This is a genomic window from Flagellimonas pacifica, from assembly GCF_900215465.1.
GTDB classification, from domain to species: Bacteria; Bacteroidota; Bacteroidia; order Flavobacteriales; family Flavobacteriaceae; genus Flagellimonas; species Flagellimonas pacifica.
Window position 1 is genome coordinate 61,261 of sequence record NZ_OBEH01000004.1, and the last position, 16,637, is coordinate 77,897.

General features: G+C 42.0%; 5 protein-coding genes. 2 read left to right on the top strand and 3 right to left on the bottom strand.

Annotated features, from left to right (window positions below; all coding sequences use genetic code 11):
- Positions 1–63 precede the first annotated feature (63 nt).
- Both CRO15_RS12950 and CRO15_RS12955 read left to right on the top strand, forming a co-directional pair.
- The gene (locus tag CRO15_RS12950; protein ID WP_101749394.1) at positions 64–6,270 is read left to right on the top strand and encodes a T9SS type B sorting domain-containing protein; all 6,207 of its coding nucleotides are present in this window, start codon (positions 64–66) and stop codon (positions 6,268–6,270) included.
- Between the two features lie 30 nt (positions 6,271–6,300).
- Positions 6,301–7,191, top strand: coding sequence for a PorP/SprF family type IX secretion system membrane protein (locus CRO15_RS12955; protein ID WP_097046277.1), 891 nt, complete (start codon positions 6,301–6,303; stop codon positions 7,189–7,191).
- Between the two features lie 167 nt (positions 7,192–7,358).
- Here CRO15_RS12955 and CRO15_RS12960 read toward each other — a convergent pair whose 3' ends face one another.
- Genes CRO15_RS12960 through CRO15_RS12970 form a run of 3 tightly spaced genes read right to left on the bottom strand, consistent with a single transcriptional unit; the run spans position 7,359 to position 16,555 of the window.
- Positions 7,359–9,800 carry a hypothetical protein gene (locus tag CRO15_RS12960; RefSeq protein WP_097046278.1) on the bottom strand — a complete coding sequence of 814 codons (2,442 nt, stop codon included), beginning with the start codon at positions 9,798–9,800 and terminating at the stop codon, positions 7,359–7,361.
- An 18-nt stretch (positions 9,801–9,818) separates the two neighbouring features.
- Positions 9,819–13,154, bottom strand: a complete 3,336-nt coding sequence (locus CRO15_RS12965) for a VCBS repeat-containing protein (RefSeq protein ID WP_097046279.1) — start codon at positions 13,152–13,154, stop codon at positions 9,819–9,821.
- On the bottom strand, positions 13,154–16,555 hold the full coding sequence (locus tag CRO15_RS12970) for a VCBS repeat-containing protein (RefSeq protein WP_097046280.1): 3,402 nt from the start codon (positions 16,553–16,555) through the stop codon (positions 13,154–13,156). The genes CRO15_RS12965 and CRO15_RS12970 overlap by 1 nt, the downstream gene beginning before the upstream one ends.
- Between the last annotated feature and the right edge of the window lie 82 nt (positions 16,556–16,637).

Here is a 16,637-nt window from a genome sequence, read left to right on the forward strand (position 1 = left end):
AACGTATTTTCGTTTTTCGCATTATTGTTTCTATTTGGAACAGTACAGGCCCAAACTGTTGACATGACGGTAAAACAAGGACCCAATGTTGACGTAATGGTCACCGTTGGAACTGCCAATGTTGACTTATCCACTTTTGAAACCGATTTAGAGCAAGCCATGAACCTAAAAGGTATACCATTGGGGAAACTCAGGGTAGAAGCTTTTCAACGAAGTTCAATATCTTCAGATCAGGCGGATGCCAGTGATATTTTCAATAGTTGGAACAAGATGAATTTTGATGGCACCGAACCACCTCAACATAATAGTTATACGGGAGACTACTTCTCTTTTGATTCAAATACCAATAGGGTAATTGCAGATTTTGTGGGTAGATACACCTCAAAAGGTTGGGGTTTTGCCATGTATGACCCTACAGGAGATATTTCAGATGGATCTGTTTCTGCAACTTTTGGACTTTCGGATACTCCATATCTACATGCAGAAGTTGGTTTTATATTCCGAATGGAGGACAGCCAAAACTTCTACGCATACATTATAGATAATCACACAGGATGTGGTAATATTTCTGGTTATGCGCCAACCGATGGATATCCTGCAGAAGGAATAATAAAAGTAGAGAACGGATCAGTTTCTTTATTGGCACTGAACACAAATAGTGGAAGAACGGGTTCTGCAACTTATGGATGGGATGAAAACAGAGGCGACATGTTTGCTGCTTATTATAACGGACAGATTATCGATTTTAAAATTGAAATGAGTGGTGACAACATAAAAGTTTCCAGACGTGGTGGAGGTGGAGATGCCGGATCAAACTGGATTGAGGCCTTTAATTTTGATGATAGTAGCCACTCTCAGGGCAGTTACGGATTCTATGTCCATGAACAATCAGGAGCATACTTTGAAGACATTGCTATTGAAAAATTAGAGCTTAGAGCCTTTAAAGATGTACTTAGGGAACCCCAGTGGCGAAATAGTGCCTTGCGGTTCAATGTAAACCTTGATGATATTGAGGTTGCCGATTTTGATGTGGATACCGATCTTTCAGAAATTCTGATGAGAACCATCAATGAGGATATCCATTACATTGGATGGGGTACCAATGCCAACCAAGCCCAATTTGAGCGTTTCATCACACAAAATAATAACCAAGGAACCTTTATTAACAGGGATTCCGATAGTTGGTCAACCTGGATTGACAATATGGCCCAATACATTTACGAACAATATCAATTTGGTACGGTAACTGCGGGTGATTACTTTATTGCCGGAACATCAGTGGAGATTGATGTTGACCCTTCTCAATTAAAGACCAATACGGCTAATGCAAGTTACCCCAGTGGTAGATGGAAAATTACCCATGACCATACTCATTTTGACAATAACACGGGGCAAGTTTCCTGGAATAACTTGTTTTTGGAAGACGTACCCGAATATTATGAGAAACCTGGGGAATACACCTTCACTTTTGAAGAATTACCAACAGCTCCCACCACATTGTACTTTCATAGAAAACCAGTCGCTAGCTTCACCTATAGTTCAGATACTGGATTCATCAATAATACTTCATACGACCAAGACGGAGGAGCCAACAATGGTATCGCCCAATCAGAATGGAAATGGAAATCAGTTGATGCCGCTTCCACAAATGATTGGACTACGGGCGCATTTGACAAAAATGCTGTCGCCGATGGCCAATACCTAATTATGCTAACCGTTCAAGATCATCAGGGAACTTGGAGCACACCATCTTCCATTTATGTTGAAAAATCTTCAGGAACTGGAGGTAGTAGCGACCTTCCCATTGCCCAATTCAACATTCAACCCGATCAGTTGAATACCTATACGGGCAATATGACTATTTCCATTGAGGACAACTCTGTAGATCCTTATGGAAGAACATTAACGGTTGAAGAATGGATTGTGACACAACGAACCTATGATGTGGATGGAAACCCAACTGATACTGAGATTTATAACAGTACAACACCAATGACTGATTTTTCGGCTTATAATACGCTTTCCGCGGATTATATTATTAGTCAACGAGTACAAACAGACACAGGAGTATGGTCAGAACCATTTTATAGAACTTTGACCATAGTAGACGATGATACTTTGCCCACCATTTCCGCAACTCCTGCAAGTGGAACAATAGATACAGATACAGATATTACAATAACCTTTCAGGATGAAACTTCAGGTAGTGGGTTTGATGTGCAACGCTATGCTTTGGTTCAGAATGCAACTCCACCAGCTACAGACGATGCTAGCTGGACTTCATGGAGCAATAGTCAATCCAAAACCGTGAATTTTTCCTCAGGGGGAAATGGTTGGTACATCCATGCTGAAGCAAAAGACAATGCCGGAAATGTTGGACCTCAAACCTTTGGTCCTTATGACATCACTTTGGTAGTGAGCGCAAGCGATGATTTGGCGGTGTTGGATGAAGATACAGTATCAGACCCCATAGTGGTTCTTTTTAATGATGTGTACGACACCAACAATACACCAACAATTACAATAACAGTTCAAGGATCTAAGGGAACAGCAACCGTAAATGGGAGCAATGAGGTAATCTATACCCCTAATGCAAACGAAAATGGGAGTGATACTGTTACCTACGAGCTGGATGATGCAGGCACAAAAGTTACTGCAAACATTACCTTATCCATTATTGCTGAAGACGATTTGCCAATTTTCACAGCTCCAACAGCTGCCTATAATGTTTCTTCCGCAGTCTTTTCCGGTAATTCCACCAACGTATCCTCACAGCTCAGCTCTCCCTACGGAATTACCTTTAGTAATGATGGAACAAAGATGTTTGTGAGTGGTATTTTTTCAAGTGAAATAGCAGAATATACCTTGTCTACACCTTATGATGTTTCCACAGCAAGTTATGTGGATTCTTTGACAGGAATGTCCGGTAGAACCACTGGAATAAACTTTAACAATGATGGCACCAAAATCTATTATGCTAGTGCCAACTCGGGAAATAATATAACCGAATATGCACTTTCATCTCCATATGATATATCAACAGCAACATTTTCCCAAGCCTACAGCGCTACAGAGGGTACCTCTTATTATGATGTAACTTTTAATGATACTGGAAGTAAAATGTATCTGCTTGCCTACAACGACAAATATATATATGAATATAATTTAAGCACTCCGTTCAATCTATCAACAGCAGTCTACACCAATAATTCCTACGGGATTACGGAAGATGGCAGTCCCATGGAACTTGACTTTAATGGAGATGGTAGCAGGTTATTCGTAATTACCATTGGAGGAGAATTACTGGCCTATGATTTATCTACTCCTTATGATCTTTCAAGTATTAGTTATGCCGGCTTGGTCTTCGACACAGATGATCAAGAGGGCAATCCCTATGGTTTGGCCTTTAACTCAAACGGCTCTAAATTTTATACCGTGGGATTCACGAAAAGAGTACATGAATATCATATGTTGCCAGTAATAGAGTTCGCCGAGAATGGGACAGGCATAATTACTGATGCGGTTGCCAACGATGGAGACGGTGGTGCAGATGATGATGGAATCATATACGCTTTGGCTATTGGAGGAGATAATGACCTGTTCAGCATAGATGGTTCAACAGGTGAGCTTACTTTTCTGGCTCCACCAGACTTTGAAGATCCAGATGATGCAAATGCGGATAACGAATATGAAATTACCCTAAGGGCAACAGACAGTGGTGGAACCACAGATCAAACTATTACAGTAAAGGTAACAAATGTGGATGATACACCTCCTTCTGGATACACGGTATCCATTAATCAGAGTGATATTGATACCTCAAACGAAGGTGCTATAAGCTTCACTTTTGCAAGTGCTGAAATTGGAGCCACGTATAACTATACTTTTAGTAGTGATGGAGGTGGAACCAATGTTACAGGTACAGGTACAATTGTTTCTGCTACTGATCAAATTTCAAATATAGATTTGAGTGGTCTAGGAGATGGAACAATCACACTGTCAGTTACGCTTACAGACACCAACAACAATGAAGGAACTGCTGCAACGGATTCCGTAACAAAGGAAACTGATGTTGACGATGATGGAGTAAAAGACGACACTGACAATTGTCTCAATACAGCCAACGCAGACCAGTTAGACACCAATAATGATGGAGAAGGAAATGCATGTGACGATGATGATGATGGAGATGGAACATTGGATGTAGATGATGACTTCCCTTTGGACCCTAACGAAGATACTGACACGGATAATGACGGAACCGGTGACAATGCCGACACGGACGATGACAACGACGGTACCGATGACGGTGACGATGCCTTCCCGAAAGACCCTAACGAAGATACCGACACGGATAATGACGGAACCGGTGACAATGCCGACACGGACGATGACAACGATGGTACCGATGACGGTGACGATGCCTTCCCGAAAGACCCTAACGAAGATACCGACACGGATAATGACGGAACCGGCGACAATGCCGACACGGACGACGACAACGATGGTACCGATGACGGTGACGATGCCTTCCCGAAAGACCCTAACGAAGATACTGACACGGATAATGACGGAACCGGCGACAATGCCGACACGGACGATGACAACGATGGTACCGATGACGATGACGATGCCTTCCCGAAAGACCCTAACGAAGATACCGACACGGATAATGACGGAACCGGCGACAATGCCGACACGGACGATGACAACGATGGTACCGATGACGATGACGATGCCTTCCCGAAAGACCCTAACGAAGATACCGACACGGATAATGACGGAACCGGCGACAATGCCGACACGGACGATGACAACGATGGTACTGATGATGGTGACGATGCCTTCCCGAAAGACCCTAACGAAGATACCGACACGGATAATGACGGAACCGGCGACAATGCCGACACGGACGATGACAACGATGGTACTGATGATGGTGACGATGCCTTCCCGAAAGACCCTAACGAAGATACCGACACGGATAATGACGGAACCGGCGACAATGCCGATAACGATGATGACAACGATGGTACCGATGACGGTGACGATGCCTTCCCGAAAGACCCTAACGAAGATACCGATACCGATGGTGACGGAACCGGCGACAATGCCGATAACGATGATGACAACGATGGTACCGATGATGGCGATGATGCCTTCCCGAAAGATCCTAACGAAGATACCGACACGGATAATGACGGAACCGGCGACAATGCCGATAACGATGATGACAACGATGGTACCGATGATGGCGATGATGCCTTCCCGAAAGATCCTAACGAAGATACCGATACCGATGGTGACGGAACCGGCGACAATGCCGATAACGATGATGACAACGATGGTACCGATGATGGCGATGATGCCTTCCCGAAAGATCCTAACGAAGATACCGATACCGATGGTGACGGAACCGGCGACAATGCCGATAACGATGATGACAACGATGGTACCGATGATGGCGATGATGCCTTCCCGAAGGATGCCAATGAGGATACCGATACTGATAATGATGGTGTAGGAGATAATGCGGATGATGATGCGGACAACGATGGAACTCCTGATACTGAAGATGCATTTCCTACAGATCCCAACGAAGATTCAGATGCAGATGGTGATGGTATAGGCGATAACTCTGATAATGATGACGATAATGATGGTGTTACCGATTTAGACAATGATGGAGATGGACTAGGTGATAATGTGGATAATGATGATGATAACGATGGTATTCCAGATGATGAAGATGATTTCCCAAAAGATGCTTCTGAAACCATAGATACAGATGGAGATGGAACTGGCAACAATTCAGATACCGATGACGATGGTGATGGATATTCAGATGAAGTAGAAACATCTGAAGGAACTGACCCATTAGATGCCCAGGATACACCATTAGACACCGATGGAGATGGTCTTCCTGATAGTATGGATGATGATGATGACAACGATGGCGTTATTGATGGAGATGATGCCTTCCCTACTACTGATGAACCATTATTGATCCCAGCACAAGCGTTTACGCCAAATGGAGATGGTAACAATGAAGCATGGGTAATACCTGGCATTGATAACTATCCCAACAACAAAGTGTCCGTGTATAACAGATGGGGACATGTGGTGTTTTCCGCTAACTCCTATAGAAATAACTGGGAAGGTTTTTACAAAAGTAGAAATGAAAAGCTTCCAGCTGGTTCTTACTTGTATATCATAGACTTGGGAGACGGAAGCAAACCAATACAAGGCTGGATTTTTATCAACTATTAATCATTACAACAAAAAACACATTATAAAGACATGGATATATTCAAAAAATTAATAGTACCTGTAATGGCCCTGGTATTATCTACCACCGTGAGCGGCCAGCAGGATCCTAACTATACATTTTATCGCTATAGTATGAACATTTACAATCCTGCTTTTGCCGGAAGTTCTGAGGCAGCCGAACTAGCATTGGGCATCAGGAGTCAATGGGCAGGAATTGAAGGAGCTCCAGAAAGCCAAAGTGCCATTTTTGGTATGCCGGTGGGCAAAAATGTTGGATTGGGCGTATCTATCTTAAATGATCGTACGTTTATAGAACAACAGACCTGGCTTGCCATTGACGTTTCGTATTATATTCAGCTAGATGAGGAACATAAACTTTACTTTGGAATAAAAGGAAGTGCAAACTCTTATGATGCTAATACCGATGGACTTGTAACATATGGAGTTGGACAGGATGGTGCTCTCATGGATTATGAGAGCAGTTTTACACCTAATGTGGGCGCTGGTGCTTATCTAAAACATGACAGATATTTTGCATCGTTGTCTGTTCCTAAATTATTGACTCCTGACCGTCTGCAAGAAAAGGATGGAAATGCCTATTTGGGTGTTGACCGCATGCATGCCTATTTAAGTGGTGGTTATAGTTTTATTCTAGGTAAAACACTTGATCTAAAGACTATGGGAATGTTACGCTATGTGGATGCATCACCAATATCTTTAGAGTTGACAGGTATTTTGGATTTTGGGGAGCGTTTTGAGTTTGGGGCCTCGTATAGGTTCGATGAAAGCCTAAGCGGAATGTTCCTATTCAATATTAGTAACGGATTCAATTTAGGATATGCTTACGAAACGGCTATTCAAAACTCAATAGATGGTCTGGACAGAAATACCCATGAGCTATTCATGAGATTAAAGATGTAGTTATATTAACATTAAATAGAGTCTATAAAAAGAAAGTCTGCGAATCAATGATTCACAGACTTTCTCATATTCCAAAAGATTATACTTTATTAAATTCAAAACTTTAAGTTTGTCTACTAAAACTATAACCTCATAAATTGGTAAACACACTTAATTAAAACATGAGTTTACAGTTTTTTCACCCTCTCCGGAGTTCCAGCGGTTCTAATTTCTAATTTTAAACTTGTATCTTCCGTTGGCGAAAAATGGCAATCTACCTTGATTTTTTGTTCTCCCGTACCTATAATTAGTTTTTCCTGGTCAATTGGAATACTCTTTATTTTGTTCCAAGTCGCATTATATAGGATAGCTTCATTTCCCCCATTGTACTTTAAAAACTGATTGGGTCCAATGACTACATTTAAATGGACTTTTTTGAAGTTGTTAATTTCCATGGTAACACCAGAGGCACTTCCCCCATTCTTTGTACTGAGGATAAACTTTATAGTCTGTTCTTCATGTTCATTGTTAAAGGCAAAGTTCGTCCATACAGGTTCCCCAGGCTGGCGAGTTTTTGCCAAGTGCTCAAACCTCTCAACAGCATATGGAATTAGGTTCCATTCAGTTCCGGAGACAGTTTCCAGAGTAAACTCCTTTTCAATATTTTCCATTCGCTTTTTCTGGTCACTAGAAAAGGCCCCAGATATTCTAGCCTTCTCCCATTGTTTTATTTGCTCCAATGCTTCATCTCCAAAACCATTTGTGTCGATGATCTCAGCTGAAGTGACCAAGGCATATCCTGCATCAAAAGCGGCACTTCTTGCCAACATCCATTCAATATCCTCAATACTCGTATTTTCACGCATAGCAAACCAGCCCAACATACCTGGAATATAATTTCTGCGGAAGTAATCCTGGTTGAGTATGCGGTACAGGGTCTGACTTTCCCTAAAACCGTCGTACCATGGCTCTCCCCAATTCATGCGGGTAAACGAATGCCAAAAATAATGTCCCGATCTACTGGCATCCATAACATAATCATCTTTTATTTGAGACTCTAGATTATCATACCAAGCATGGGTAAACAACAATTGTCCGTATGTGCCCATTCCGGTAGAATGGTTCCCCTCCAAACCGTCAAACGAAATCTGTCGCAATCCTGTTTTATTGTATAGTTGAGCAAGTTTTTCTCCCATTTCAACAGAAAGCTCTGTATTGGTCAGAAACGTTCTATAAGCATGATCAGCCAATTTTGAGATACGCGCACCTTGTTCATGGGCCGCAGAGGTTGTTCCGAAAGCTCCCCTAGAGCAATTCTTTAAAATCCAAGGAGCAAATTCTGACACAGATTCGTAACGTATAATTTCTTTTCCAATAACCACTGCATGCAGATTATTGTTATTCATTTGATTAAAAAAGCTAGGGTCCTTTATTTCAATGTCCTTTTCTTTGTCATCAATAGAGTTCACCAAAAAATCGCTACCCACTTTGGCCAATCGCTCATCAGGTATTGAGGTTACATATGGATCATTTGGCGTGATAAAATTAGATAAGGTATGCACTCCAACCTGAATATCTTGAGCTGCTGCTTTTTCCACAATCGACTTCATGCTTTCCCAGTTTTCGGGAAAATCTTCTTTTTTAAGGTCAAAATGTCCCCAATTCTCAAACGGATCTGAATGATACAAATATTTCAACCCAGCTTTTTTGGTAAGGGCTATGGCTTTATCAATGTTAGAGACTGAAAAATTTTGAATCAAATAAGCCGAGGATGCCAGAGGGGATTTCTTTGCCCACACCCCATCAAGTTTTGGATGCGGTAAACCTTCCTCTATTTCAATTTTTTCCAAAGTATTCAGAACCTCTTTGGGCTGACAACCGAAAAGAGCAATCTTGGACCCCATAACTCCTTCATCTTCATAAGACGGTGCTGTATATTTATGATGATGCATGTTTTCAATAACCCTTTCTGCTTTTCTATTCCTTGTATAAGCTTGCAGATTGCTTCCATACCTTTTTGGCAAAGCAGTGTGCCCTCTGTACAAAATCTTTAAAGAATCCGAAACATCCAAAAGACTTGTAGTACTAAAAATATCAAACTCAGGGCTTATGTCATCATCTGTAGGATACCCTCCCAAGGTTCTCATATTTAAAGACTGCAAACCTATTGCGAAGGTATCATTACGAACAACTCCTACGGTTTCACCAATGGTTTTGCCTATAGTTGTCCTGTAAGGTCCCCAAGTCACCAACTCCACTTTGTCCGGATTGGAAATGGATACAAGCTCAAAAGTGATGTAATCTTCTTTATTTGCTATTTCAATCTCGGCCAAAATAGCATCTTCGGAATATTTTAGAAGAAATCTATTGGTGTTGGAATCAAATTCACAAGATGTGGGTTGCTCCAGCTTCCCATTTACTTGAATGGACATGATTGGTTGCCGCTCAACATCCACAAATGCATAATCGACATTATTCTTGCCATCGGTCAGTTTTATTAAAGCACCAGTACGATCAATTCCTATTTCAAACCCCCCGACATCCATAATGGTCTTGTCCTGTTTACCGCAACCAACAACAAGAGTCAGCAAAAAAAATAAGGCACTGGCCTTCAAAGAAAAGTATCTCATATTAGATATATAATTATGTCAATTAAAAAATGTCTTTATTCGTTCGTTGTTTGCTCCCACCAGAACAAAACTTTTTTGTTTGGATTTTTTTATTCTGATGAGGGATTTCACATTTTCAGGGGCAAAAAAACCACTGATCCTTGATGGAACCGGGACAAAATTCCTTTTTCCATTTCCTTTAAGGAGAAGACCATTACCAGCATCGGACCTACTGGTCTCCACCTCGGTTTCAAATCGGTTGCCAGCTAGCAGTATGTCCTCTTTTCCGTCTTGGTCAAAATCGCCACAAACTATTCCATTCACCACAGAATATTGTGCTTCATTGGGCAAGGGTTGTATACTGAACTTCCCCTTGCCGTTGTTCCAAATGATGATGGATTGGAACTCCTGCACTTCCAAGTGCAGTGCCTGTTGAATGGACTGGCCCAAAATATCGGTGAGATTGGCTTCTGCAAAACCTGTGAACGTGGGGAATTTCTCCTTTATGAACGGCATTTGCTCCGTGGAACACATCTTCCCCCTTACGGGAAACAGTTCGTTGTCCATATCTTTTGCCAGAACAATGTCCACCGTTCCCGTGTTGTCAAAATCATGCGCATAAATGTGGAACGGCTTCTCTTTACTGGCATGAAATTTATAGTTAAGGCCCAAATTTCCCAACACATAGTCGGTGCTACCATCATTATCCAAGTCATGTGCCTCAATCGTGTTCCACCAACCCGCAGTATGGGAAAAGCCCATGGAACCAGTCACATTTTTCAAATAGCCATTTTCATTTTTCAAAAAAGTGATGGGCATCCATTCACCAACCAAGATAAGGTCATCGTCACCATCTTGGTCAAAATCGGTAGAAATGGCGTCGGTAACCATACCTAGCTGTTGCACATCTTTGCCCCTAGTTGGTGTAACATCTTTGAAGGAACCATTTTCATTCTGCAATATGTAGCTTGGCGCAGCATACGGATACTTCCCCTTTTCCGTCCTTCCCCCAACAAAAAGATCCTGATCACCATCTTGATCAAAATCAAGTGATGCAATACAAGAACCATAGTTTTTTGATGGTGGCAAAGCATCTTCATCTTTAACAAACTGCCCAGTACCATTGTTGATATACAAACGGTCGTGCAGTACACTACTATCTGGTTCGGCCTCATAACTGCCGCTGGCTACATACAGATCAAGGTACCCGTCATTATTGGCATCGAAAAAATGTGCGGCGGTATCTTCGCTCTTCTTGTCCACTTCAAGATCTGGTTGGGCGGTTCGTTCAAATTTCCCGGACGGTTTCTGAACATAGATTGCTCCGGAAAACCATGTGGCCCCACCTACAAAAAAATCTTCCAACCCATCGTTGTTGACATCTCCCACTGCCATGCACGGGCCTGTGCTGGAGAGTTTATGCGGAAGCAATACCTGATCGTTGAAATCGTCATTGGAGATATCGGTATGTACAAAATCAGGTTCCAACAATCTAGGGACCTCTCTTAATAAGGTTGACTTTTCTACTTTTTTAGTTACGGAAGCCTTGGCATCTTTATATTCAAAAACCAGTTCTTGATCTGCCCTTACTTTTTGTAAGATTTGTTGTTTTCCATCGGGCCAAGTAATTTCAACTTTGTCGATCTTACCAACTTTTCCTAGTCCAAAATGCAATATGGGTTCAGAAGCCGAAAAGTACCCCCTTGTGGATAAGAGTTCCTTAACCTGAAGGGTGTTCCCAATGGTCAGTTTAACTTTGGAGCCATAACCAAAATGATTGTTGGGAGCTCCTTTTACAATGACCTTCAGGTAATGGTTGCCCAATTCGGAAGCTCTGTTTTCAAATAGAAAGGCCTTATCATTTACATTGTTACAGACTAGGTCCAAATCACCGTCATTGTCAAAATCGGCATAAGCCGATCCGTTGGAAAAAGAGGGTTTGCCCACGTTTTCCGATGAGCTGATATCTGTAAATGTGAGGTCCCCATTGTTCTTGAACAAATAGTTAGATAGTTTGACGGATGGGAAAAACGCCCTAGCCTTTTTAAGCTCTTCAACACCAACATTATTGGGATTTGATGCTTTTAGCTCTTGGGTATATTCCTTTTGTTTTATACGGGCATCCATGTTGGTCACATCGCGTAATATGCCATTAGTCACATGGATGTCGTTATGGCCGTCCAAATCAAAATCGGCAATAAGACAGGACCAGCTCCAATCAGTGTTTTCAATACCTGCAAAATATCCCAGTTCTTGGAATGAAGGTGCATTCTCATTGAAGACACCATTGTTCACTTGCAGCACATTGTGCATATACTGCCAGTGGTATCCAGATTGCACCATGTTGTACATCACATCCCTGGGCATCATGCTCATGGATGTTTTTGAGCGTTTATAATCCTCTGGAAGCATGTCCAGCACAAAAATATCTTGTAGCCCATCATTGTTGACATCACCAATATCGGCTCCCATGCTATAATTGGAGATGTGCGAAAACATCTGCTTCGCCCTTTCAGTGAACGTACCATTTTGGTTATTGATATACAGTAGGTCCGGACCGGAAAAATCGTTGGATACATAAATATCTTTCCAGCCATCTTCATTGAGGTCGGCTATTGAAACTGTCAATCCAAAAAAGATGTCTGGCAAAATACCTGCCTCATTGGATACATCGGTAAAGGTAAGATCACCATTATTTCGATATAGCTTGTCAGCACCTCCATACGTTTTAAAAGAGGGGTCATTGTATATCTTGTTCAAATCGAATACTTCATTGGCCATCTTAAAGTCCACCGGAGTGTTTACAATATATACATCCAGATCGCCATCATTGTCATAATCAAAGAAACTGGACTGTATGGAGTGACTCATAAACTCAGAGAGTCCATAACTTGAGGATGATTCGGTAAAAGTGAGGTCACCATTGTTGATGTATAGCAAGTTTCGTTGCAGGGCATCGGTTTCAGGACCTGAGCGACATATATAGATATCCAACCAGCCATCGTTGTTGATATCCACCGTAGTGACACCCGTATAAAACCCGCCATTGCCCTGCACTCCCGCACTTTTGGCAATGTCCAGAAACTGAAGGTTTCCTTTGTTCAAATACAACGTGTTATCCCCCTTGTTGGCTGTAAAATAGATGTCAGGAAGTTTATCCTTGTTAAAATCGCCAACGGCCACTCCTGCCCCCATATACATGTGCATAAAGGTGTAATAATTGAAGGTTGTGGTTTCTTCCACCACATTTTCAAAATGAATGTTGGAATGTTGGGCAGCTACCTGTTTGAAAACTTTGGGAATATCCTGACAGTATCCCTTGCTCAAAAAAAGGAAAAGGCCAAATACAAGTATTTTGCAAATCCCCCTGTCCATTACTTGGAATTTATTTTTATCAATCTGGCCCTGCCATTATTGATCGCTACGACCAAAGCTTTTCCCTTGCCGTAATCAATGAGCTTTATTTCCTTGACATCATCGGAAATGTTCAATCCGCTTTTGCCCATGGGCACAGGTTCAAATTCAAAATCACGTTTCCCTTTCAAAAATAGCCCAAGGCTGGCATCGTTACGAGTGGTCTCTATTTCGGAACCAAATAGGTTGCCTGCCACAATCACATCTTTGATGCCATCATTATCCACATCATGGATGACCGAACTGTTGATGCTGGATATCTGGGCGAGATCGGGTAACGGTTTTATATTGAATTTTCCGTTTCCGAGGTTTTCCATACTGATACTGGCAAAGGTCTTTGCCTCATAATGCAATGCCGTTGATAAAGATGACTGTCCATAGACATCTTGTAGGCTGGCAGATGCGAATTCGTTATAACTTTTGAACTTTTTCTTGATACTAGGAACCTGTTGCGACGAGCATGACCTGCCACGAAGTGGATATTGCTCACCGTAGTTGTAATAGCTCAGTACAATATCTTTCTTTCCATTGCCGTCAAAATCTCCCTGATGTACTGAAAAAGGTTCGTTCGGCCTGGCCTTGTATTTGTAGTTGAGGCCCAGATTGCCCAGAACATAGTCATCGTCGCCATCGTTGTCCATATCGCTACCCGTTATGCTGGACCACCATCCCGATGTTTCTTGTAAGCCGAATTTTTGGGTGCTATTGCTAAAAGTTCCACCGGTATTCTCCAGAACGGTAATGGGCATCCACATTCCGGCGACTATAAGGTCCAGATCACCATCCGTATCAAAATCGGTCCAAACGGCATCCGTGACCATTCCCAATTTTTCCATCAGCGGTTTGTTTTCTTCCAAGAAAAGCAAACGGCCTGTTTCATTGAGCAGGTTCTTTAACAGATAGCTTTTTGCCGGTTCTGGATAGGCACCGGGAACTTGCCTTCCACCAACAAAAAGATCCATATCACCATCATTGTCGTAATCGGCGACCTTTACCCGTGAACCACTGGCATTGATTGTTGGTAGCACATTATCGGCCAGTCCAAATTTTCCGTCCCCAGAGTTCAGGTAAAGCCGATCCTGATAGTTTTGGGAATCTTTTTCAAATTCGTTGCCCCCAGAAACCACATACAGATCCTGGTCACCATCGTTATCGGCATCAAAAAATACAGCTCCCATGTCTTCCCTGTTCAGATCCGGGATGAGCTTTATTGGATTTTCCACAAAACTGCCATTGGTTTGCTGGGTGAACAGCTTGCCCAAGCCTTGTTGTGGCCCTCCAATATAAAAATCCTTCAGACCATTGCCGTCCGCATCCGATACCGCCAGTCCCGGTCCCAAGGTGGACATACGGTGCGGCAACAGCACTTCACGGGCATAATCATCAAATCTGTTTTCCTTATGGATATAGTTCACCTGTGCCTCGGAAGTGATGTCCTCAAAAATATAGTTTGAAACTGCTTCGTTCGAATCGTGCATTTTCTGCTTTTGCATATCCAGAATCAAGGTCTGGTTCGGTTTTACCTTTTTCCGAACAAAAGAGGTGCGGCCATTAAACCAATCAATCTTTATGCTATCTATCCTGGTAATGCCCTTCAGACCAAAATGGATTATTTCCTCGCTGCTTGAATTGATTCCTCTTGCGTTGGTAAGTTGAGCGGTTTGGAATCCGTTTTTGTGATAAATTGTGACCTTTGTTCCAAAAAAGCTCTGGGCCTTACCTGCATTTTCAAATTTGATTCTCAAATAATTGTTCTTTTTGATGGTGTTGGCCCTATTTCGGTATACATGGGCCACCTCATCAATATTGTTCACCACCAGATCCAAATCCCCATCATTGTCCAGATCGCCATAGGCAGCCCCTGTGGAAAACGTTTCTTGGTCAAACCCCCATGCATCGGAAGTTTTTTGAAAGCGCAATCCATTGGTATTTTGGAACATATAGTTCTTTACCTTATCCGAAGGGAAAAAGGACAGTACCTCTTCCAAATTGATGTACTGCCAAATATCAATATCGGCATTGTTTTCCAGGTTATGCTTCTCCAGAATATCGGCTATGTAGCCATTTAATCTTTTTAGGGCGTCCGTATTTCCAATTTCGTGACGAACCCCATTGGTGACAAAAAGGTCCAATAGGCCATCGTTATCAAAATCGGCTAATAGAGGAGACCAGCTCCAATCGGTACTTGAAATGCCCGCCATTTGTCCGATCTCACTAAATAAAAGCCCACCATTTGCATCCACACCATTGTTCAGCTGCAACGTATTGAACATATATTGGTAATGCCCTCCCTGGCTCACATTGTCCCAGAATTCCACCGGATTCATGGAACTCATGTTGCTTTTCAGCTTGAAGTTGTCCTCGGCCACCATATCTAGCACCACAAAATCCATCCAACCGTCATTGTTGATATCACCGATATCTGCTCCCATGCTGAAATAGGAGGTGTGTTTTATGTTTTCATAAATTTTATTAGTAAAGGTACCGTCCTTATTGTTGATGTAGAAAAAGTCGGGCCCCTTGTAATCATTGGCCACGTAGATGTCCTGCCAACCATCATTGTCAAAATCGGCTATTGCGGAGCTCAATCCATAGCCATAGTTGCTTATACTACCATTAGTTGGGGTTTCCACAAATGTTCCTCCTTTATTTTCCAATAGACGATAGTTTTCATGCGGTTCTATTTTCTTTTCCGAACCTTTTGGTGCCAAAATGGAAGAATTCTTGGGTTGGTTTACTATATAGACATCAAAATCCCCGTCTCGGTCAAAGTCGAAGAAATTGGCCTCTGTAGTTCTTTTGTTGTCGTTGAGGTTGTACTGGGCTGCAGCTTCTGTGAAGGTAAGATTCCCATTGTTAATGTAAAGTTCGTTCTCCCGCAGCTTTTCTTGGTTGTCATACAAACTTTTGCAGACATAAATATCCTTGCACCCGTCATTATTGACATCAACAATACTAACATGAGTGGACCACCCTCCTCTATTGAGAATCCCAGCGGAGAAAGTGATATCCTCAAATTTGAAATTACCTTTGTTCAGATAGAGTTTATCGCCTACTTGGTTGCCTGTGAAATAAATATCCAGTAAATCATCATTATTAATGTCACCTATGGCAACTCCACCTCCTTTGTAGAATCCCTTGTAAACAAAAATATTGTCCGCTTTGGTCTGCTTCAAAATATTGTTGAAATGGACATTGGACTCTGAGGGAGGGAGTAACTCAAAGAGTTGTGCCTTAGGTGCACTGTTACGTTCTTGACCAGCCATATTGAAAATGGTGAGCACAAAAACACTTAAGGATAGCGGAAAAATGTTCTTTACCCTAATCCTGTTTATACCACGAAAAGACCTTTGATTACTCATGACAAATATTATAAACTTATAGGGTCATATTGCAATTACGGTTAAGATAAGAGTAAAAAGAGACTGCAATGAAGCAGCCTCT